Here is an 18,307-nt window from a genome sequence, read left to right on the forward strand (position 1 = left end):
GTTGGTTCAAGCCAGCGCCCGCCTGTTGCAGGCGTCAGCGTTCGATCATCGGTTGCGCTGGTGACCGGAAAGCTCCTAGGCTCTGCGCATACTCAATTCGGAAATAACCCATGGACAACAACAAAGGCTGGCGGGAACAGCTGCGCATCATCATTTTCCAGACCGATACGGTCGCGGGCCGACGCTTCGACAAAACCTTGCTGCTGATCATTCTGAGCAGCCTGGTCGTGGTGATCATCGACAGCATCGAAAGTATTCATCGTGACTATGCTGATCTGCTGGCGTATCTCGAATGGGGTTTCACCCTGGTATTCGCCATTGAATACGGGCTGCGCCTGTACTGCTCGCCCAAACCGTTGCGCTATGCCTTCAGCTTTTATGGCTTGGTCGACCTGCTGGCGATTGTGCCTGGCGCGCTCTCGCTGTATTACAGCGACGCTCAATACCTGCTAATCATTCGTATCATTCGGATGTTACGGATCTTCCGGGTGCTCAAGCTCGGTCATTACCTCAAGCAGGCCAACTACCTGCTCGCGGCGCTGCGTGGCAGCAAGCAGAAGATCATCGTTTTCCTGGCCACCGTCTCTACGCTGGTCATTGTTTTCGGCACGCTGATGTATGTGATCGAAGGCCCGAAAAACGGGTTCACCAGTATCCCCATCGGGATCTACTGGGCCATTGTCACGCTGACGACAGTAGGCTTCGGCGACATTGTGCCCAAGACACCGCTGGGGCAAATGTTGTCGTCGCTGGTGATGATCACCGGTTACTCCATCATCGCGGTGCCCACCGGGATCTTCACTGCCGAACTGGCCAACGCCATGCGGGGCGAACAACTGGAACACAAATGTCCGGTCTGCGCGAAGAACGACCACCAGCCCAGTGCGGCGTTTTGCGCGCGGTGTGGCAACGCCTTGTTTCCCAAAGATGAGAACAAAGCATAAGCAAATTGCTTTTGAGTATTTAAATGACTATAGCCACCCGGCTATAGTCGCCAGCAATGAGCCACTCGCCCCATCAGCAGCCTCACCCACACCTCCAATAAGGAATGCGCAGTGAACAAATTTTTTGGCGCCTCACTTCTGGCCGCAGGCCTGGCCTTCGGCAGCGTGGCCCAAGCCGCCCCTACCCTGCTCAACGTTTCCTATGATGTGATGCGCGACTTCTACAAAGACTACAACAGCGCGTTCCAGAAGCACTGGCAAGCCGAACACAATGAGAACGTCGCCCTGCAAATGTCCTTCGGAGGCTCAAGCAAACAGGCCCGCTCCGTCATCGATGGCCTGCCGGCTGACGTCATCACCATGAACATGGCCACCGACATCAACGCGCTGGCCGACAACGGTGGTCTGGTGCCGAAAGAATGGGTCACTCGCCTGCCGAACAACAGCGCGCCGTTCACCTCAGCCACGGTTTTCATCGTGCGCAAGGGCAACCCTAAAGCTCTGAAAGACTGGCCAGACCTGGTCAAGGATGGCGTTCAGGTGATCGTACCCAACCCGAAAACCTCGGGTAACGGTCGCTACACTTACCTGTCGGCGTGGGGTTACACCCTGAAGAATGGCGGTGATGAAGCGGCCGCGAAAAAGTTCGTCGGCCAGTTGTTCAGCAATGTGCCTGTACTCGACACCGGCGGCCGTGGTGCCACGACCACCTTCATGACCAACCAGATTGGTGATGTGCTGGTGACCTTCGAAAACGAAGCCGAAATGATCGCCCGGGAATTTGGTCGGGATCAGTTCGAAGTGGTCTACCCAAGCGTTTCAGCCGAAGCCGAGCCACCTGTGACCGTGGTCGATAAAGTCGTCGACAAGAAAGGTAGCCGTGCCCTTGCCGAGGAATACCTGAAATACCTGTGGTCCCCGGAAGGCCAGGAAATCGCAGCCGCCAACTACCTGCGCCCACGTGACCCGGCCATATTGGCCAAATACAACGACCGCTTCCCTAAAGTCGACTTCCTCTCGGTAGAGAAAACCTTCGGCGACTGGCGCACCGTGCAAAAAACCCACTTCAGTGACGGTGGTATTTTCGACCAGATTTACACGGTGAAATAAGCCCCACCGCATAAACAAAAACGGCGACCCTAGGGTCGCCGTTTTTTATTCACTTGCGAAATCACAACCCTTCTGCAGCCATATGCACTTGGGTTTTATAACTGAGGATAGTCGCTCTAGCACAAACAAGATAAACCTTCGCATTGGATCTTGCCACCGACAGGAGCTTTTTTAAATATGATTTTGCCAATTGAGACACCGCATTGCCCGGCCCAACTGGATTCGGCACAAAATGCATCGTAGCCGTACAGTTGTGCATCTCATCAAGCATTGTAATCACTGTTTTCAACATAGACTCACTCATCGGCCAATGTTCCGCCTGCGGACCGTACCAGCTTATCAATATTTCGCGAAGCGCCTCTTTATCTTGATGATCCATCATACAACTACCTTCTCCGTTTAATACTGGCAATAACCTGCATAACTTCCTTCATAGGCCGTCGCAATGTAATGAGCTCAACCCCCTCATCACTTAGAAGCAACAGAGTATGAAATCCAGTCTCCACCTGCCTGACCTGCAAAACAACATCAACTGTGCCCCCCACGCGATATACCGTAACGTTCGCATTGCAATCCAGTTTCAGGAGTGAGCGCTGAAGCTGCACCTCATCCTGTTCTGCCGCATTAAGGTTATTCGTGGGTAAGATGCCGTATATCAAACGATACAAATCCACCACGCTGACGGGACGCGATGTGAACCTGCCGAGTTGATCGCTCCATGGCTCCGGATCTATATGCTGCTGTCCTATATAATCCCGATTCGGATAACTTGCCATAAACCCATCACCACTCAACAGCACGTCAGGTTGACTGGGCAAATTAAACTGATACTTTGAGAAATAGACAGGCGTATGGGCACCTTTATGATAAGGCAGGTATACCGTGCCTGGTGTTACATAGTCGCAGGACTCAGCCGAAGCATGAGACGCAGCCATTACCATCAGCGTTACCGCGATCCAATATTTCACTGCATTCCCCAATCGCAAGCGAGCGTACGGAAGTATATTTCTGTCAAACAAATAACTGGCAATAATCTCCTATATAGGTAGTTTCAAGTACAGAAGAAAAATGTAGGAAAAGACTGAAAATATTGTAATAAAAAACGGCGACCCTAGGGTCGCCGTTTTTTATTACGCCTACTCAATGACCGTACTGACGCCCCAACCCCGGCGGCACGCCATTGGCATCTGTCGCCTGCCATGGCCCGTTACGCCCGGTCGACCAACTCCAGCCGTTGTTCCAGTGGTAGTAAGTGCGCTGACGGTAGAAGGTATCGGCTTCGTCATCCAGTACATGCACACCTAGGCGTGCATCCCAGTGGCTGTTGCCACCCGGTGGCGGAGCGAAGTGGGCGGAGGTTTTTGGGCCTGTGGCGGGCGCCGGACGCTGGGGAGACGTCTGCGGCGCAGTGTGCGGTTTGCCCTGTTGCGGTTTGCTGGGCAGTGTCGGTATCGGTTCGCTGCTTTGTGGTCCCGTGGGGTGCTGGACGGCACACGCACTCAAGCCAAGGACAAGACTCAATAAGGTGATGCGTGCGACAGCGGTCATGGGACGTTCTCTCTACTGATCTGGACTGTCGATGGTCAATGCTTGCTGGGCCGTGGTGCTGCTGGCCAGCGGCTTGCTGCGACCGATCCACTCACCCTTGGTCGCCTGACCGGCACGGGACACCCGCGCGACCAGTTGGACTTCCGGGAAGTTCGACAGTTTCAGTTGTGGCATCATTGCATCGGCATCAGCCAATTCTACTTCGGCTGGCAGGTCCGCCACGGTCAGGCGTTTGACGGCCAACGGCATCGGTGGGCCTGAGGTCGCGCGAGCGAAGATGAACACACTGTCACTCGGCTGGACGCTGGCTTTGACTGCTGCCGTCAGATCGACACGAACCTTGAGCAGCCCGGCAACCTTATTGTCGGCCGCTGGGGAACCCGCGGCTTTTGCGACAACTGTCGGTGTCACAGCCACTTTGCCACCGCTCGCCACCAACCTGTCACCGGCACGCGAGATACCGCCTTCGAGCGCAGAACGGGAAGGATCTTCGGCAGGCAGTACGGCCAACAGACGCTTCCAGTAGTCGATGGATTGCTGATAACGCTCGCCTTCAAACGCTGCGATACCCAGCAGCCCCAGGCTGGTGACTTCGTTAGGATCAGCTTTGAGTGCTTCATCGGTCAGGGCCTGAATCTGCGCCGACCATTGCTTGTTGCCCGCGAAATACAGCGCCTGAGCCCACTGTCCGAGCAGCTCCGGCTGACGTCCTGCCAACCCCACGGCACGTTCGAACATGTTCGCCGCATCGGCTGGACGCTCCTGAGCCATGTAGGTGCGAGCGAGGAAGTACATGCCTTCGGCCGAATCCGGCTGGGCTTTTACCGCGCGTTCCAGGCGGTTGGACATTTGATCCAGTGACGTCGGGGCCTGGGCAAACTCGCGGGTCAGTTCGACCTTGTCGCTGGCACCGAAATGCAGGTACAGCGCCAAACCCAGTACCGGCACCAGCAACGCAGCCAGCAACGGCAAGGGCTTGCCCAAGCGTGAGGTGCGTGGGATATCGGCGCCTTCGGTGTCAGCCAGCAGTTCACGAGCGGCCTCGGCACGGCCACTGTCCATCTGCGCCGAAGAGAGCACACCCTCATCCTGCTCACCTTGTAGCTCGGCAAGGCGTTCCTGATACAGGGCAACGTTAAGCGCGGTACGATCCTCTTCGCTTTGCGCACGACGGCCGCGCAGAACAGGGATCAACAAGAAACTCAGGGCCACCAGCAACAGCAGGCCGGCAGCTAGCCAGAAATCAATCATTCGTGTTTTTTATCCAACAGTTGGTCGAGGCGCTGACGCTCCTCGTCAGAAAGAACGTCCGCACCCTCGGCACGCTTGCCGCGCCGACGCATCACGATCACACCCATCACCAGCACGCCACCCATCAGCAAGATCCCGGGACCGAACCAGAGCAACCAGGTGCTTGAATTGAGCGCCGGTTTGTAGCGCACAAAGTCACCGTAGCGATCGACCATGAAGTCGATGATCTGCTGATTGCTCTGGCCTTCGCCCAGCATGCGGTAGATCTCTTTGCGCAAGTCAGCGGCAATCGGCGCGTTAGAGTCGGCGATGTCCTGATTCTGGCATTTAGGGCAGCGCAGCTCTTTGGTCAATTCGCTGTAACGGGCGCGTTCGGCTTCATCACGAAACTCGTAGGCATCAATGGCGGCCTGCGCCACATTAGCCAGCCCGACACTTAAAACAGCCGCTGCAAACCAACGCTTCATGGTTTGGCCTCATCGACCAAGCCTTGATACAGCCCGGCCAGCTTTTCACGCCAGACGGTCTCGTCGATCACGCCGACGTACTTGTGGCGAATCACGCCCTTGCTGTCGATCAGGAAGGTTTCCGGTGCGCCGTACACGCCCAGGTTCAAACCAAGGCTGCCAGCGTCATCGCGAATGTTTATCTGATAAGGATTGTGAAACTCCTTCAGCCATTTCAGTGCGTCGGCGTTCACGTCCTTGTAGTTGACGCCGTAAATCACCACGCCCTGCCCGGCCAGCTTGTTCAATACCGGGTGTTCAACACGGCAGGAGATGCACCAGGTGCCCCAGACGTTGACCAAAGCAGGTTTTCCCAACAAGTCGGCCTGGGTGATGATTTTGCCGGTCTGTACCTCCGGCAGCGAGAACGCTGGGAACGGTTTACCGATCATCGCTGACGGCAACTCAGCCGGATCAAGGTACAGACCCCGGTAGAGAAACGCCGCCATGCCCAAAAACAGCGCAAGCGGCACCAGCAGAATCCAGCGCTTCATACCGCAGCTCCCGACAGGCCCAACGCGTCGCGCACTTTGCTTTTGACCTTGACCCTGTAACGCCTATCCATCGCGGCCAACAGCCCGCCAAAGCCGGTGAACAGGCCGCCGAACCAGATCCAGCGCACAAATGGCTTGACATGAACCCGTACCGCCCAAGCGCCATCGCCCAGCGATTCGCCAAGGGCAACGTACAGGTCACGACTGAAACCGGCATCGATGCCCGCTTCTGTCATCATCGACTGCTGCACGGTGTACAGACGCTTTTCAGGGTGCAAGACGGTGACTTCCTTACCGTTTTCCAGCACACGGACAGTGCCTTTGTCGGAGGTAAAGTTCGGGCCCTGAACATGCTTGGCGCCCTCAAAAACGAACATATAGCCGCCCAGCTCCATCGATTCGCCCGGCGCCATGCGCAGGTCGCGTTCGGCACTGTTCTGGCTGGACAGGACCACACCCAGTGCGCAGATGGCAATGCCGATGTGGGCCACTTGCATGCCCCAATAGCTACGGGTCAAGCCGCGAGCACCTTTGATCAAACCTTTGTGTCGCGTCTTGTCCAGCAGGTCGCGCACGCCCGCCAGCAATACCCAGGCCGCAAGCATGAAGGTCGCCAGCACTGCCCATTGGAAGTCGCCAAGTACGAAGCAGGCCACGATGGCCAATATGGCACTGCCGACCAGCACCGGTGCAAGCATGCTCACCAGCCATTTGACCGGCGTGTCTTTCCAGCGCACCACCATGCCGACCGCCATCACAGCCATCAGCAGCGCCATCAACGGCACGAACAACGCGTTGAAGTACGGAGGACCGACCGACATTTTGGCACCGGTCAGTGCATCGAGTACCAGCGGGTACAGGGTGCCCAGCAGAATCATCGACGCAGCAACCACCAGCACCAGGTTGTTGCCCAGCAACAGGGTTTCACGCGACCACAGGGCAAAACCCACGTGGCTTTTGACCACCGGCGCGCGGAAGGCGAATAGCGTCAGCGAGCCGCCGACGACTGTCAGCAAGAAAATCAGGATAAACACGCCACGGGCCGGGTCGGACGCAAATGCATGCACCGAGGTCAGCACACCGGAGCGCACCAGGAAAGTCCCCAGCAGGCTCAGCGAAAACGCAGCAATCGCCAACAACACGGTCCAGCTTTTGAATACGCCACGCTTTTCCGTAACCGCCAGAGAGTGGATCAACGCAGTGCCCACCAGCCATGGCATGAAGGAAGCGTTTTCCACCGGGTCCCAGAACCACCAGCCACCCCAGCCAAGTTCGTAATAAGCCCACCAGGAACCGAGGGTGATACCGATGCCGAGGAAAGCCCAGGCGACGATGGTCCATGGTCGCGACCAGCGCGCCCAGGCAGCGTCAAGACGTCCGCCGAGCAAGGCGGCGATGGCGAAGGCAAAGGCCACTGAGAAACCGACATAGCCCATGTACAGCATTGGCGGATGCACGATCAGACCAATGTCTTGCAGCAACGGGTTGAGGTCGCGGCCGTCGGCCGGTATTTGCGGCAGGATGCGCGAGAACGGGTTGGACGTAAGGATCAGGAACAGCAGGAAGCCGACGCTGATCATACCCATCACCGCCAGTACACGCGCCAGCATCACTTGCGGCAATTGCCGGGAGAAGATCGACACGGCGAAGGTCCAGCCGCCGAGGATCAAGGCCCACAGCAGCAACGAACCTTCGTGAGCACCCCACACCGCGCTGAACTTGAAATACCAGGGCAAGGCGCTGTTCGAGTTATTGGCCACATAACCGACTGAGAAATCATCGGTCATGAACGAGTAGGTCAGGCAGGCGAAGGAGAATATGAGGAAAGCGAACTGCCCCCAAGCGGCCGGCTGGGCCAGGCTCATCCAAAGGCGATCGCCGCGCCAGGCACCGATCAACGGCACGATTGCCTGCACGATGGCAAAGCACAGCGCCAGAATCATGGCCAGATGGCCGAGTTCGGGAATCATGGTTTCAGCCCTGTTTGGATGGTGTGGTGGACGTCATGGGCGCCGACTGGCCGCTGTCTTTCAGCGCTTTGGTCACTTCCGGCGGCATGTATTTTTCATCGTGTTTGGCGAGTACTTCATCGGCGACAACCACGCCATCGGCGTTGATTTTTCCCAGCGCGACGATGCCCTGCCCTTCACGGAACAAGTCCGGAAGAATGCCGCGATACGTGATGGTCACCGACTTGTTGAAGTCGGTGACGATGAACCTGACATCCAGTGAATCGCCGGAGCGTTGCAGCGATCCTTTCTCGACCATGCCACCTGCACGAATACGGGTGTCATGTGGCGCTTCGCCGTTAGCGATCTGGCTCGGGGTGTAGAACAAGTTGATGTTCTGCTGCAACGCGTTCAAGGCCAGGGTCACGGCAATGCCGACCCCTGCCAGAATCGCGACGATGATCAACAGACGTTTTTTACGCAGCGGATTCACTTCTTATTCTCCCAGCGCAAACGTCGCGCCTCTTGTTGCAGGTAACGCCGACGCGCCAGCACCGGCCACGCCACGTTGAGGGCCAGGACCAACAGGCTGATGCCATAGGCCGACCAGACATATAAACCATGGTGACCCATGGCGAGAAAATCACTGAAGGAGGCAAAACTCACAGCGGGGCTCCTTTGACCGGGACATGGCCCAGGCTTTTCAGAACTTCGGCCTTGACCCAGCTGCTACGCGCTTCGCGCTTGAGCACTTCAAGGCGCATACGCATCAACAGCACCGCGCCAAAGAAACAGTAGAAGCCCAACACCATGAACAGCAACGGCAGCCACATCTCGGCTGGCATCGCCGGTTTCTCGGTGAGGCTGAAGGTCGCGCCCTGATGCAGGGTGTTCCACCACTCCACCGAATATTTGATGATCGGGATGTTGATCACACCCACAATCGCCAACACCGCGCAGGCCTTGGCCGAGCTGTCACGGTTACTGATTGCCTGACCGAGCGCAATAAGACCGAAGTACAGAAAAAGCAGGATCAACATCGACGTTAGTCGCGCATCCCAGACCCACCACGAACCCCAGGTCGGTTTACCCCAAATGGCGCCGGTGACCAGCGCCACAGCGGTCATCCAGGCACCGATGGGCGCAGCGCATTGCAGCGCGACGTCGGCAATCTTCATCTTCCAGACGAGCCCGACCACACCACAGATCGCGAGCATCACGTAGCAAGACTGAGCGAGCATGGCCGCAGGGACGTGGATATAGATGATACGGAAGCTATTGCCCTGCTGATAATCAGGCGGCGCAAAGGCCAGCCCCCATACCAGGCCGATGCCGATCAGTAACACGGCGGCGATGCTCAGCCAGGGCAGCATTCGCCCGCTGATGCCATAAAACCATTTAGGTGAGCCCAGTTTGTGGAACCAGGCCCAACTGATGCTGACTTTCATCACGTTGCCTTTCATCACGGTGCATCCAGGGTCTTTACTGATCGCCAGCCGTCGTATGCGGGGGTGATCAGAACCTCAATTATTCGCCGACGCTGATCTTCAGCCCAGCCGCTATTGCAAAAGGTGTCAGGGTCACTGCCAAGGCGGTCAGGCTACCAAGCCAGAGCAGATAACCCGTTGCCGGCATCCCTTGCAGGCTCGCTTGCAACGCGCCACTGCCAAGGATCAATACCGGGATGTACAAGGGTAAAATCAACAACGCCAACAACAGTCCACCGCGTTTCAAGCCTACCGTCAACGCCGCGCCCACTGCACCCAGCAGGCTCAATACCGGCGTGCCCAGCAGCAGCGAAATCAGCAACACCGGGACACATTCACCGGGCAGACCCAGCATCAGCGCCAGCAACGGTGCCAACAATACCAGCGCCAACCCGGAAAACGCCCAGTGTGCCAGTACCTTAGCCAGAACTAGAAGAGCCAGGGGGTGCGACGAAAGGACCCACTGCTCCAGAGAACCGTCTTCAAAATCACTGCGAAACAGCCCGTCAAGCGAGAGCAGGACTGACAATAACGCCGCCACCCAGACCAATCCCGGTGACAAGGTTTGCAACAATTGAGTCTCCGGGCCAACGGCTAGCGGAAACATGGCGATCACAATTGCGAAAAACACCAGCGGGTTGGCTAATTCCGCCGGACGGCGAAATAGCAGACGCGCTTCACGGGCGACCAACAGGGTAAAAACGTGACTCATACGGCCCAATGCCCCAGATCAAGGTCCCGATAGCCGGCAGGAATCCGGGTCAATGTGTGGTGGGTGGTCAACACGACCATTCCACCCTGCTCGCAATGTTTGGCCAAATGTTCTTCAAGTTGGGCCACACCTTGTTTGTCGAGGGCTGTAAAGGGCTCATCCAGAACCCACAACGGTGGTCCTGCCAGATACAGACGCGCCAATGCCACTCGTCGTTGCTGCCCGGCCGATAAGGTGTGACACGGCACATCCTCAAAACCGCGCAGGCCAACTGATTCCAGCGCCTGCAAGATCGCATCGCGCTCGGCGGGACGGTGCAAGGCACAGAGCCAGGTCAGGTTTTCTTCCGGGGTCAGCAGGTCCTTGATGCCTGCGGCATGACCTATCCAGAGCAGATTGCGTGCCAGCTCGGTTCGTTGCTGCGCCAGAGGCTGACCGTTGAGCCGGACTTCCCCTGAGGTGGGCTGCATTAAACCGGCCAACAACCGCAGCAGACTGGTCTTGCCGCTGCCGTTCGGGCCACTGATTTGCAGCATGTCACCGGCGGCCAGACGCAATTCGAGATTCTCGAAGAGCATCCGCCAGTCACGCTCGCAAGCAAGCGCCACGGCTTCTAGAAGAGGGCTGGGCATGGCTGACCTTTTCTTTTGATCAAGAGCTGAGCGGTTCAAGTCGGCTAAACAGCAGCCGTTATACTGATGACGATTAAATGAACATCCAGCCTGAAACCGTGGATCGCAGAGATTCTTATGCGCGCCACCGTAGACGGGGCGGCATTATACATGTCATGTCCTGATACCAAGAGGGCAATTTCGACAGGTTGTAACCAATGACAGGCGACATCAGCAGCCTTGCACCGCTTGCCCCGACCGCCGTTCTGGTGAAAGCGGGCATCACGCCGAATGAAATTCTCAAATTGATACAACCTGTGGACGGTTTGCTGGCCGCTGGCGAGTCAGTCAAGGCCGAAGTCGTGAACCTGAAACCGGTCGATCAGGCGTTTCAAGTGCTGATGCGGCTGACGCTGGACGGTGGCCGCCAAGCATTGGTAGAGGCCATCAGCCAGCAGCCTCTACCCGCCGGCGCCAACCTGATCGTCACTCAGCCAACGCCGAGCAGCCTGGCAATCACTGTGCAGCAAAGCTTGAGCGCCGCCGTCGCCAGCCTGACGAGTATCGACACCAAACAATTACCGGTTGGCACCTTGTTACAGGGCACCGTAATGAGTAGCCAGGCGCTTGCGCAAAGCGCTGGCCAACCGGCGCTGTATCGGAACGTAATCAGCTTGCTCAACACCCTGCTGGCCGGTGCCAGCCTGACAGTGGACAGCCCGAAGCCGTTGACCGTCGGCAGCCTGCTCAGTGCGCAAGTCCAGGGGACGCAGGCGCTGAACTTCGTCCCGCTGAGCGGTCGGCTCGACCAGTTGGCAGTTGCGCAACAACTGAGCGTCCAGCAAAGCCGCCAAGGTTCGCTGGACGGGCTGATCAAAGCGCTGCAAACCGTCCAGCAGGACGGCGATCTGCCACCAAACCTGCGTGCCAGCATCGAGACCCTGCTGGACGACCTGCCGGATATCCGTCAACTCGCAGACCCAAAAGCGCTCGCGCAGGCGTTGAACGGCAGCGGACTGTTCCTTGAAGCCAAATTACTCAGTGGTCAGAACCCCGCCGCAGCCCCGGACTTGAAGGCCAACCTGATGCGCCTGATAGCGCAAATTCTTCCCGGTCTGCCCGGCAACAGTAATTACGACGCAGCTGCAGCCGCCAATACCTTGGCTCGCGTCATGCCCAGCATGATCCGTAGCGCCTTGGGCACGCTGGGCCTGGTCAGTCCTCGCGCGCAACCGAGTAGCTTCCCCCTGCCCACGCGCAACATGAATGGGGAACGCGGCGAAGACCTGGAGACCCTGCTCAAACTTGCCGCCGCCGCCGTGTCGCGCCTGCAAAGCCATCAACTGTCAGGCCTGGAACAGACCCGCACGACCGCCGACGGAACTCAATTGACCACCTGGCAGCTGGAAATACCTATGCGCAACCTGCAGGACATCGTGCCTTTGCAGGTCAAATTGCAGCGTGAAGAAACGCCGGACAAGGACGAGCCAGCCGACAAGGACGACAATACCGTCAAGCCTGCGAAGGAAAAACTGTGGCGGGTTGAACTGGCGTTTGATCTTGAGCCACTGGGGCCATTACAGGTCCAGGCGCAATTGATCAGAGGCAGCCTGTCCAGTCAGCTATGGGCCGAACGCGCTGAAAGCGCGAACCTTATTGCCCGGGAACTGGACCACCTGCGCGAGCGCTTGATCGCATCAGGCCTGACCGTAGGCGAACTGGCGTGCCGTCAGGGCACGCCGCCACAAGGGCCGCGCACCGCCCTGGAACAACGCTGGATCGACGAGACCGCCTGATGACTCCACCCGAACACACTCCGCGCCAGGCAATTGCCCTCAGCTACGACGGACAACACGCCCCCACGCTTACCGCCAAAGGCAATGACCAACTGGCCGAGGCGATCCTGGCCATCGCCCGGGAATATGACGTGCCTATCTATGAGAATGCCGAGCTAGTCAAATTACTGGCTCGCATGGAACTGGGCGACAGCATTCCCGAGGCCCTGTACCGCACCATCGCCGAAATCATCGCGTTCGCCTGGCACCTCAAAGGCAAATTTCCCGAAGGGCAGGATCCAGATGCACCGCCCGTGGAAAGAGATATAACGCCGACCGCCTGAAAACGACGCAGCACGGTTTAGTTATCGGACTCTTCCATGCCCAACCTGCGCCCTGGCGACTGGTGCATTTTGCTCATGAGCCGAGCTTCCGCCTGAGTCAGGCCACACGACTGGGTCAGTTCATCGGCACTCGCGCCCATGCCGACCAGTCGTGCTGCCTGGGCAAACGACAGGCTGGAAGGGTCGCGCTGTTCGAGCTGGATCAATTTGTCAGGCAAGGGCCCAACCACCGCGCGCAGTTCGTGCAGGTCTTCACCCATGCGAATGGTGCCGCTCTGGTAGTCATCCAGGCGCCTGGCCAGCTCCTTGAGCCGTTGATCGCGCAACACGTCATCCTCGACCTGCTGCGCAACCAACAACCGCTGGCGCTTGCTGTACGCAAGGAACAGCACCAGCGACAACGCCCAGAGAAGGCCCAGAAAAATGACAGCAACCTCTAAGATCAATCAGATGTTCTCCAGATCGGACCACTCTTCTTCGGACATCATCTTGTCCAGCTCGACGAGGATCAGCAATTCACCGTTTTTGTTGCACACGCCCTGAATGAACTTGGCTGACTCATCATTGCCTACGTTCGGCGCAGTTTCGACTTCGGACTGACGCAGGTAAACCACTTCGGCCACGCTATCAACCAGAATCCCGACCACTTGCTTGTCGGCTTCGATGATCACGACGCGGGTGTTGTCGCTGACTTCTACCGGGCTCAGGCCGAAACGCTGACGGGTGTCGATCACGGTCACAACGTTGCCGCGCAGGTTGATGATCCCCAGCACATAGCTTGGCGCGCCTGGCACAGGGGCGATTTCGGTATAGCGCAGCACTTCCTGAACCTGCATCACGTTGATGCCGTAAGACTCGTTGTCCAGACGGAAGGTAACCCACTGCAGGATAGGATCTTCGGAACCCTGTGCTGACGACCTATTCATACCCTAACCCCTCAAGTGTGTGCTGTGCAGACGGTGCTTTGCACCGCCCTGTGATTATTTGATGGTGTGCATTTGCTTGACCGCGCCACTGGCTATCAGCTCGGCCAATTCGGAAACATCCAACAGCGCGCACATATGTTCGATCACTGTGCCCGCCAGCCAGGGACGCTGGCTGCGGTGGGTGCGCCATTTGATTTCGTTCGGGTCCAGGCGCAACGAGCGGCTGACCTGATGCACCGCCAGCCCCCACTCATAGCCTTGAACCGAGATAACGTATTGCAGGCCCTGACGTAAATCGTCGCGATAACGGTCCGGCATGACCCAACGTGCGGTATCGAGCACCTTCAGGTTGCCGCTCTGACTGGGCAGAATGCCCAGAAACCAGTTCGGCTGACCGAACAGCGGCGTCAACTCCTGCCCTGCCAGTGAATAAATCGAGCCCAGACACACCAACGGAACGGCCAGGGTCAGCCCGGCGACATCGAATAACAGGCATTCGAACGGTTCGGCAGCCCATGCCGGCCTACCGTCAGCAGACGATGGCGGCGGCGTGCGATGACCGGCCGCAAGATGCACCTCGACCACAGGTTCAACCAAGGCCACAGCCGGGGTCTCAACCGGTTTTAAAACAGGTTCCAGCGGTGCAACGTCGGCGATAACGGCAACCGGCACAGGTGCGACAACCGCAACCACTGGCGAATCGAGCGCCACGCGAACCACAGCATCGCGAGCCTGCTCTTCAAGGACCGCCGCCTGGAATTCGTCAAGACTGGAGCTGAGCGTCAGCTCTTCAGTCGCTTCCTGCAGCAGGGCATCCAGATAAGACTGCAGCGCCAATTGTGGCCGTGTTGCTATATCGACAGGGCGGCTCATAAGGGTGCCCATAAACGAGTTCCGTAGAAATAACCTTCACTGTTTCTTGTTATCGGCTGCGCTGGCGCCCGACTTGAATGTGTCCGAGAGTCATGCACCAACACCTCAAGCGACCTGAGCAACAAGTTGCTGGGAAAGCAGGTCTTTGAGCAGCGCCCGATAGGCCACCACGCCACGACTTTTGTTGTCGAACTGCGAAGGCGTCAACCCGGCCCGGCTGGCGTCGCGCAGACGCGTGTCCACTGGCACATACGCCTTCCAGATGTTTTCCGGGTAGTTGTCGCGCAGCACCCTCAAGGTACTCATGGACGCCTGCGTGCGGCGGTCGAACAAGGTCGGAACAATGGTGTAAGGCAGCGCCTGTTTGCGCGAACGATTGATCATCGCCAGCGTGTTGACCATGCGCTCAAGGCCCTTGACCGCAAGGAATTCGGTTTGCACTGGAATGACCAACTGCTGACTGGCCGCCAAAGCATTGACCATCAACACGCCAAGTAATGGCGGGCTGTCGATGATGGCGTAATCAAAATCCTGCCACAGCTGGGCCAGGCTTTTGGCAATCACCAGCCCCAGGCCACTTCGCCCCGGCGACTGACGCTCCAGCACCGCCAGCGCTGTACTTGATGGCAACAGGGAAATGCGCTCATCGCTGGTAGGCAAGAGCAACTGACCGGGCAGACCATCAGGCACGACACCTTTGTGCAGAAACAGGTCGTAAGCGCTGTGTTCCAGCGTGTCGGGGTTATGCCCGAAGTAACTGGTCATGGAACCATGAGGGTCGAGATCGACAACGACCACGCGCTTGCCCGCCTCTGCCAGCAAGCCGGCTAAAGCGATGGAAGAGGTGGTCTTACCGACGCCACCTTTTTGATTGGCTACTGCCCAGACTCTCATTGTGCTTTTCCTCCCGACATGACGTTTGCCATACCGAGAATTGACTATAAGGCGGGTGACGGGGAATTGACGGCGTTCCCACTTACCGGCTGCGTACGATGGGTCGGTGCAGTTTGTGTGCCAGCTCGCCTCAACGCGGCATCCGGTTTTGCATTGGCAGTGCCAGAGCCTGTAAGGCTGCGGCGCACCTCCAGATTGCGTGAAATCACCAGCACCACGCGCCGGTTATGGGCACGCCCTTCGGCCGTGGTATTTGAAGCCACCGGCTGAAACTCGCCGTAACCCACCGATGCCATGCGTGCCGGGTTAACCCCATCCATTGCCAACATGCGCACGATGCTTGCCGCCCGCGCCGAGGACAACTCCCAGTTGGTCGGGTATTGCGCCGTGCGGATCGGCTGGTCATCGGTGAAGCCTTCAACGTGCACCGGATTGTCGAAGGGATGCAAAATCTTCGCGACCTTCTCGATGATATTGAACGCCATGTCACTGGGCATGGCATCGCCGCTACCGAACAACAGACTGGAGTTGAGCTCGATCTCAATCCACAGCTCATTGCCGCGGACCGTCAACTGATTGGACTTGATCAAATCGCCAAAGCCATTGCGCACATCGTCCGAAATCGCCTGCAGCGGGTCAACCGAGCTTGACGACAAGCCCGCATCGACCTCTTCGCTGTCCTTGATAACCGGCTCTGACGGCCTGATCGACAGCGGCTGCTCGTTACCGATAGGAATCGGTTTGAGACTGCGCTCGGCATCGCTGAAGACACCATTCAAGGCCTGCGACAGCACCTTGTACTTGCCCTCGTTGAGCGATGAAATCGAATACATCACCACAAAAAAGGCAAACAGCAAGGTGATGAAGTCTGCGTAGGACACCAGCCAACGTTCGTGGTTTTCATGCTCTTCGGGGCGGCGACGGCGGGCCATGGCTATTGCATCACTCCATGAACCCTTGAAGCTTCAATTCGATCGAGCGCGGGTTCTCGCCCTCGGCGATGGATAAAATGCCTTCGAGCAACATTTCGCGATAACGCGACTGACGCAGGGCAATCGCTTTGAGCTTGCTCGCGATCGGCAGCAAAATCAGGTTGGCTGAAGCCACCCCGTAAATGGTCGCGACGAATGCCACGGCAATCCCGCTGCCCAACTGACTCGGGTCGGCAAGGTTGCCCATCACATGGATCAAGCCCATGACCGCACCGATGATGCCGATGGTCGGCGCGTAGCCACCCATGCTTTCAAAAACCTTGGCCGCCTGAATATCGCGTGCTTCCTGGGTCATGAAGTCCACTTCCAGAATGCTCCGAATCGCTTCGGGCTCAGCACCATCGACCAGCAGCTGCAAGCCTTTGCGCGAATAGGTATCGGGTTCCCCGTCGGCGATGGCTTCAAGCCCGAGCAACCCTTCCTTGCGCGCAGTCAGGCTCCAGTTGACGACACGGTCGATACCGCCCGGCAAGTCGATGCGTGGCGGAAACAGAATCCAGCCAACAATCTGCAGGGCGCGCATAAAAGAGCTCATGGGCGACTGCAGCAGCGACGCCGCGAGAGTACCGCCCAGCACGATCAAGGCCGCCGGACCATTGAGCAATGCGCTCAGGTGTCCGCCTTCCAGGTAATTGCCGCCGATGATGGCGACAAACGCCAGGATGATCCCAATCAGGCTCAGCACATCCATCAGAGACAGGCCTCGACCAAATGCTTGCCAATCTCGTCCAGGCTGTACACCGCATCCGCCAGGTCAGCTTTGACGATCGCCATGGGCATGCCGTAAATCACACAGCTTGCCTCATCCTGCGCCCAGATATGGCTGCCACCCTGCTTGAGCAGGCGAGCACCTTCGCGACCATCGGCCCCCATGCCGGTCAGTACCACCGCCAACACCTTGTCACCGTAGGATTTGGCTGCAGAACCGAAGGTAATATCCACACAGGGTTTGTAATTCAAGCGCTCGTCGCCGGGCAGAATCTTCACCGCGCCACGACCATCGATCATCATTTGTTTGCCGCCAGGGGCCAGCAATGCCAGGCCCGGACGCAAAATATCACCGTCTTCGGCTTCTTTGACACTGATCTGGCACAGCTTGTCCAGGCGCTCGGCGAATGCCTTGGTGAACGCTGCCGGCATGTGCTGGATCAGAACGATAGGTGCAGGGAAGCTGGCGGGCAGTTGCGTTAACACGCGCTGCAATGCCACCGGGCCACCCGTTGATGTACCGATTGCCACCAGCTTGTAGGCCTTGCGCTTTGGAGCAGGCGAAGCATGCGATGGCACGTACGTCGAGGAAGCGCTTGTCGGCGAAGCCGCCGAACGCACGGGTGCAGCACGGGAAGTCGTCGACCCGCCACTCAAGGTGCTGCTGGCCGTGGACAGCGCGGAACTGGCGCCCGATGGCGCAGCCGCCTGCGGCGTCGGAGTGCTGTATCCCGTGAAACGACGGTTGCTGCGGGAAATAGTGTGGATTTTCTCGCACAGCAGCTGTTTGACCTTTTCGGGGTTGCGCGAGATGTCTTCGAAGTTTTTGGGCAGGAAATCGACCGCACCCGCATCCAGCGCATCCAGCGTAACCCGGGCACCTTCATGGGTCAGCGAGGAGAACATCAAGACCGGTGTCGGAATGCGCTGCATGATGTGACGCACTGCCGTGATGCCATCCATCATCGGCATCTCGTAATCCATGGTAATCACATCGGGCTTCAGCGCCAGCGCTTGCTCGATGGCTTCTTTGCCGTTAGTCGCCGTGCCGACTATCTGGATATTCGGGTCCGCAGAAAGAATTTCCGAGACGCGGCGGCGGAAGAAACCTGAATCATCCACCACCAGGACCTTGACTGCCATAAACACTCCATTAGGTGCTGCGGGCACCAAAAGCGGCCCG

The 18,307-nt window shown here is 58.0% G+C and carries 23 protein-coding genes; 4 read left to right on the top strand and 19 right to left on the bottom strand.

Annotated features, from left to right (window positions below; genetic code table 11):
* Window positions 1-110 precede the first annotated feature (110 nt).
* Together AC1MEA_RS25380 and AC1MEA_RS25385 are read left to right on the top strand one after the other, a co-directional pair.
* Entirely contained in the window at window positions 111-944 is an 834-nt protein-coding gene (locus AC1MEA_RS25380) for an ion transporter (RefSeq protein WP_449633154.1), read from the top strand.
* Window positions 945-1,055: 111 nt separating this feature from the next.
* Window positions 1,056-2,054, top strand: a complete 999-nt coding sequence (locus AC1MEA_RS25385; protein ID WP_480916271.1) for a sulfate ABC transporter substrate-binding protein — start codon at window positions 1,056-1,058, stop codon at window positions 2,052-2,054.
* A gap of 61 nt (window positions 2,055-2,115) precedes the next feature.
* On the opposite strand, the gene AC1MEA_RS25390 is transcribed toward AC1MEA_RS25385, so the two are convergent.
* The 12 genes from AC1MEA_RS25390 to ccmA form a co-directional block, all read right to left on the bottom strand.
* The gene (locus tag AC1MEA_RS25390; RefSeq protein WP_480916272.1) at window positions 2,116-2,436 is read right to left on the bottom strand and encodes a hypothetical protein; all 321 of its coding nucleotides are present in this window, start codon (window positions 2,434-2,436) and stop codon (window positions 2,116-2,118) included.
* Between the two features lie 4 nt (window positions 2,437-2,440).
* Window positions 2,441-3,022: a hypothetical protein gene (locus AC1MEA_RS25395; RefSeq protein ID WP_480916273.1), complete on the bottom strand. Its 582-nt coding sequence runs from the start codon at window positions 3,020-3,022 to the stop codon at window positions 2,441-2,443.
* 172 nt (window positions 3,023-3,194) lie between these two features.
* Window positions 3,195-3,602 carry a hypothetical protein gene (locus AC1MEA_RS25400; RefSeq protein WP_480916274.1) on the bottom strand — a complete coding sequence of 136 codons (408 nt, stop codon included), beginning with the start codon at window positions 3,600-3,602 and terminating at the stop codon, window positions 3,195-3,197.
* A 12-nt stretch (window positions 3,603-3,614) separates the two neighbouring features.
* Complete coding sequence (ccmI, locus tag AC1MEA_RS25405) at window positions 3,615-4,853, bottom strand: c-type cytochrome biogenesis protein CcmI (RefSeq protein WP_480916275.1); 1,239 nt, start codon at window positions 4,851-4,853, stop codon at window positions 3,615-3,617.
* Window positions 4,850-5,320, bottom strand: coding sequence for a cytochrome c-type biogenesis protein (locus AC1MEA_RS25410; RefSeq protein ID WP_219060477.1), 471 nt, complete (start codon window positions 5,318-5,320; stop codon window positions 4,850-4,852). The genes ccmI and AC1MEA_RS25410 overlap by 4 nt, the downstream gene beginning before the upstream one ends.
* A complete protein-coding gene (locus AC1MEA_RS25415; RefSeq protein WP_480916276.1) occupies window positions 5,317-5,853 on the bottom strand; it encodes a DsbE family thiol:disulfide interchange protein in 537 nt (178 codons plus the stop codon). Before AC1MEA_RS25415 ends, AC1MEA_RS25410 begins: the two co-directional genes overlap by 4 nt.
* Window positions 5,850-7,823 (bottom strand): heme lyase CcmF/NrfE family subunit, encoded by a 1,974-nt coding sequence (locus tag AC1MEA_RS25420; RefSeq protein WP_219060475.1) that lies wholly within the window; start codon window positions 7,821-7,823, stop codon window positions 5,850-5,852. The genes AC1MEA_RS25415 and AC1MEA_RS25420 overlap by 4 nt, the downstream gene beginning before the upstream one ends.
* A 4-nt stretch (window positions 7,824-7,827) precedes the next feature.
* Entirely contained in the window at window positions 7,828-8,295 is a 468-nt protein-coding gene (gene ccmE, locus AC1MEA_RS25425; protein ID WP_219060474.1) for a cytochrome c maturation protein CcmE, read from the bottom strand.
* The gene (ccmD, locus tag AC1MEA_RS25430) at window positions 8,292-8,468 is read right to left on the bottom strand and encodes a heme exporter protein CcmD (RefSeq protein ID WP_219060473.1); all 177 of its coding nucleotides are present in this window, start codon (window positions 8,466-8,468) and stop codon (window positions 8,292-8,294) included. The genes ccmE and ccmD overlap by 4 nt, the downstream gene beginning before the upstream one ends.
* Complete coding sequence (locus tag AC1MEA_RS25435) at window positions 8,465-9,250, bottom strand: heme ABC transporter permease (protein ID WP_480918220.1); 786 nt, start codon at window positions 9,248-9,250, stop codon at window positions 8,465-8,467. The genes ccmD and AC1MEA_RS25435 overlap by 4 nt, the downstream gene beginning before the upstream one ends.
* 79 nt (window positions 9,251-9,329) lie before the next feature.
* On the bottom strand, window positions 9,330-10,001 hold the full coding sequence (gene ccmB, locus AC1MEA_RS25440) for a heme exporter protein CcmB (protein WP_219060472.1): 672 nt from the start codon (window positions 9,999-10,001) through the stop codon (window positions 9,330-9,332).
* Window positions 9,998-10,633: a cytochrome c biogenesis heme-transporting ATPase CcmA gene (gene ccmA / locus AC1MEA_RS25445; protein ID WP_219060471.1), complete on the bottom strand. Its 636-nt coding sequence runs from the start codon at window positions 10,631-10,633 to the stop codon at window positions 9,998-10,000. Before ccmA ends, ccmB begins: the two co-directional genes overlap by 4 nt.
* Before the next feature lie 197 nt (window positions 10,634-10,830).
* Here ccmA and fliK point away from each other — a divergent pair, with 197 nt between their 5' ends.
* Together fliK and AC1MEA_RS25455 are read left to right on the top strand one after the other, a co-directional pair.
* Window positions 10,831-12,408: a flagellar hook-length control protein FliK gene (gene fliK, locus AC1MEA_RS25450; protein ID WP_219060470.1), complete on the top strand. Its 1,578-nt coding sequence runs from the start codon at window positions 10,831-10,833 to the stop codon at window positions 12,406-12,408.
* A complete protein-coding gene (locus AC1MEA_RS25455) occupies window positions 12,408-12,731 on the top strand; it encodes an EscU/YscU/HrcU family type III secretion system export apparatus switch protein (RefSeq protein ID WP_219060469.1) in 324 nt (107 codons plus the stop codon). The genes fliK and AC1MEA_RS25455 overlap by 1 nt, the downstream gene beginning before the upstream one ends.
* Before the next feature lie 17 nt (window positions 12,732-12,748).
* On the opposite strand, the gene AC1MEA_RS25460 is transcribed toward AC1MEA_RS25455, so the two are convergent.
* From AC1MEA_RS25460 to AC1MEA_RS25490, 7 genes are all read right to left on the bottom strand, one after another.
* Window positions 12,749-13,177: a DUF2802 domain-containing protein gene (locus tag AC1MEA_RS25460; RefSeq protein ID WP_219060468.1), complete on the bottom strand. Its 429-nt coding sequence runs from the start codon at window positions 13,175-13,177 to the stop codon at window positions 12,749-12,751.
* Window positions 13,178-13,657: a chemotaxis protein CheW gene (locus AC1MEA_RS25465; RefSeq protein ID WP_449633148.1), complete on the bottom strand. Its 480-nt coding sequence runs from the start codon at window positions 13,655-13,657 to the stop codon at window positions 13,178-13,180.
* A 54-nt stretch (window positions 13,658-13,711) separates the two neighbouring features.
* Window positions 13,712-14,530, bottom strand: a complete 819-nt coding sequence (locus AC1MEA_RS25470) for a CheW domain-containing protein (RefSeq protein WP_480918221.1) — start codon at window positions 14,528-14,530, stop codon at window positions 13,712-13,714.
* 105 nt (window positions 14,531-14,635) lie between these two features.
* Window positions 14,636-15,424 (bottom strand): ParA family protein, encoded by a 789-nt coding sequence (locus AC1MEA_RS25475; protein ID WP_480916277.1) that lies wholly within the window; start codon window positions 15,422-15,424, stop codon window positions 14,636-14,638.
* Window positions 15,425-15,468: 44 nt separating this feature from the next.
* On the bottom strand, window positions 15,469-16,356 hold the full coding sequence (gene motD / locus AC1MEA_RS25480) for a flagellar motor protein MotD (protein ID WP_480916278.1): 888 nt from the start codon (window positions 16,354-16,356) through the stop codon (window positions 15,469-15,471).
* 10 nt (window positions 16,357-16,366) lie between these two features.
* Window positions 16,367-17,107 (bottom strand): flagellar motor protein, encoded by a 741-nt coding sequence (locus AC1MEA_RS25485; protein WP_219060464.1) that lies wholly within the window; start codon window positions 17,105-17,107, stop codon window positions 16,367-16,369.
* Window positions 17,107-18,267 (bottom strand): protein-glutamate methylesterase/protein-glutamine glutaminase, encoded by a 1,161-nt coding sequence (locus tag AC1MEA_RS25490; RefSeq protein WP_480916279.1) that lies wholly within the window; start codon window positions 18,265-18,267, stop codon window positions 17,107-17,109. Before AC1MEA_RS25490 ends, AC1MEA_RS25485 begins: the two co-directional genes overlap by 1 nt.
* Between the last annotated feature and the right edge of the window lie 40 nt (window positions 18,268-18,307).

Source organism: Pseudomonas sp. ASL8, from assembly GCF_056680355.1.

Coding starts and splice junctions, on each gene's coding strand:
- motD (WP_480916278.1), bottom strand. CDS start 16,356: ATGGCCCGCCGTCGCCGCCCCGAAGAGCATGAAAACCACGAACGTTGG.
- AC1MEA_RS25420 (WP_219060475.1), bottom strand. CDS start 7,823: ATGATTCCCGAACTCGGCCATCTGGCCATGATTCTGGCGCTGTGCTTT.
- ccmA (WP_219060471.1), bottom strand. CDS start 10,633: ATGCCCAGCCCTCTTCTAGAAGCCGTGGCGCTTGCTTGCGAGCGTGAC.
- AC1MEA_RS25410 (WP_219060477.1), bottom strand. CDS start 5,320: ATGAAGCGTTGGTTTGCAGCGGCTGTTTTAAGTGTCGGGCTGGCTAAT.
- AC1MEA_RS25465 (WP_449633148.1), bottom strand. CDS start 13,657: ATGAATAGGTCGTCAGCACAGGGTTCCGAAGATCCTATCCTGCAGTGG.
- ccmB (WP_219060472.1), bottom strand. CDS start 10,001: ATGAGTCACGTTTTTACCCTGTTGGTCGCCCGTGAAGCGCGTCTGCTA.
- AC1MEA_RS25400 (WP_480916274.1), bottom strand. CDS start 3,602: ATGACCGCTGTCGCACGCATCACCTTATTGAGTCTTGTCCTTGGCTTG.
- AC1MEA_RS25390 (WP_480916272.1), bottom strand. CDS start 2,436: ATGATGGATCATCAAGATAAAGAGGCGCTTCGCGAAATATTGATAAGC.
- AC1MEA_RS25415 (WP_480916276.1), bottom strand. CDS start 5,853: ATGAAGCGCTGGATTCTGCTGGTGCCGCTTGCGCTGTTTTTGGGCATG.
- AC1MEA_RS25380 (WP_449633154.1), top strand. CDS start 111: ATGGACAACAACAAAGGCTGGCGGGAACAGCTGCGCATCATCATTTTC.
- AC1MEA_RS25455 (WP_219060469.1), top strand. CDS start 12,408: ATGACTCCACCCGAACACACTCCGCGCCAGGCAATTGCCCTCAGCTAC.
- AC1MEA_RS25475 (WP_480916277.1), bottom strand. CDS start 15,424: ATGAGAGTCTGGGCAGTAGCCAATCAAAAAGGTGGCGTCGGTAAGACC.
- fliK (WP_219060470.1), top strand. CDS start 10,831: ATGACAGGCGACATCAGCAGCCTTGCACCGCTTGCCCCGACCGCCGTT.
- ccmI (WP_480916275.1), bottom strand. CDS start 4,853: ATGATTGATTTCTGGCTAGCTGCCGGCCTGCTGTTGCTGGTGGCCCTG.
- AC1MEA_RS25470 (WP_480918221.1), bottom strand. CDS start 14,530: ATGAGCCGCCCTGTCGATATAGCAACACGGCCACAATTGGCGCTGCAG.
- AC1MEA_RS25435 (WP_480918220.1), bottom strand. CDS start 9,250: ATGAAAGTCAGCATCAGTTGGGCCTGGTTCCACAAACTGGGCTCACCT.
- AC1MEA_RS25490 (WP_480916279.1), bottom strand. CDS start 18,267: ATGGCAGTCAAGGTCCTGGTGGTGGATGATTCAGGTTTCTTCCGCCGC.
- AC1MEA_RS25485 (WP_219060464.1), bottom strand. CDS start 17,107: ATGGATGTGCTGAGCCTGATTGGGATCATCCTGGCGTTTGTCGCCATC.